Source organism: Xanthomonas sp. LF07-6 (assembly GCF_034105445.1).
Lineage (GTDB): Bacteria > Pseudomonadota > Gammaproteobacteria > Xanthomonadales > Xanthomonadaceae > Xanthomonas_A > Xanthomonas_A sontii.
The window spans coordinates 1-1,137 of the sequence record NZ_JAXGGI010000038.1 but is presented as its reverse complement, the minus strand read 5'-3'; the positions used below and the strand labels follow the sequence as shown (position 1 = coordinate 1,137).

Sequence of the window (1,137 nt, the reverse complement as noted above, 5' to 3'; positions counted from 1 at the left end):
AGGGCACCTCTAAAAACCCCGCCTTTGGCATCATTGGTCTGGAGAACACGCCGAGGACGCCACGATGATCAGCCTGTTTGCCGGCCACGAACGCGAAGCCAAGCGGCAGCAGATCGGCGATCCTCTGGCTCTGCTGTCACGGCATATCGACTTTGCCGGGATTGCTCACGTCGTAGACGCGAAGCTGTCCTTGGGTACTGGCAAGCGCGGTGGCCGTCCGGCTTGGCCGACGCAGGTGATGATCAAGCTGCTGCTGTTGCAGCAGTTGTACAACCTCTCCGACGATGCGCTGGAGTACCAGGTGCTGGATCGGCGCAGCTTCCAGCAATTCCTCGGACTGGAACACAGCGGCAAGGTGCCCGACGCCAAGACAATCTGGGTGTGGCGCGAACGGCTCAAGACCAAGGATCTGATGGGCGACATCAGCGCGGCGATCGGTGAGCAATTGCAACGTGCCGGGTTCATTGCCCGCGGCGGTCAGATCATCGACGCCAGCATCGTCAGCGCTCCGATCCAGCGCAACACGCGCGAAGAGAACGCGCAGATCAAGCAGGGCGATGACGTCGGCCAGGACTGGAGCGATGCCAAGCGTGCGCAGAAGGATATGCAGGCACGTTGGACCAGGAAGCATGGGGTGGCGTTCTACGGCTACAAGCTGCACGCCAGCACGGACCGTCGCTGGGGCTTCATCCGCCGCTACGACGTGAGCGCGGCCAACGTGCACGACAGCCGTCACTTCGAGCAGGTGCTGGACCCGGACAACACCGGCCGCACGGTATGGGCCGATAGCGGGTATGCCGATGCAGCGCGGGAAGCAGACCTGAAAAGGCGTGGTTACCGCCCCGCGATCCAACATCAAGGGCATGCGCGCAAGCCCTTGAGCGAGGCAGCAAAGCGCCGGAACCGTCGAATTGCCAAGGATCGGGTGTTCGGCGAGCACCCGTTTGCGCGCTTGGCCCAACAAGGCGGCAAGTTCGTACGCTGCATCGGCTTGGCGCGGGCAAAGGTGGTGATCGGGCTGAAGGTCGCCAGCCATAACGTGATGCGGCTGGCACGGCTACAGGAGCGGGCCATGGTGCCAGCGTGATCGGCTGAGGTAGCCCAGCGGCCACCTCAGCCTCCCAACCACCACGATCA

Annotated in this window: 1 protein-coding gene; it reads left to right on the top strand. The window is 63.2% G+C overall.

Annotated elements, in window-relative coordinates; all coding sequences use genetic code 11:
- Positions 1-64: 64 nt before the first annotated feature.
- Positions 65-1,087 carry an IS5 family transposase gene (locus SLW56_RS20780; RefSeq protein WP_265531400.1) on the top strand — a complete coding sequence of 341 codons (1,023 nt, stop codon included), beginning with the start codon at positions 65-67 and terminating at the stop codon, positions 1,085-1,087.
- Positions 1,088-1,137: the final 50 nt, after the last annotated feature.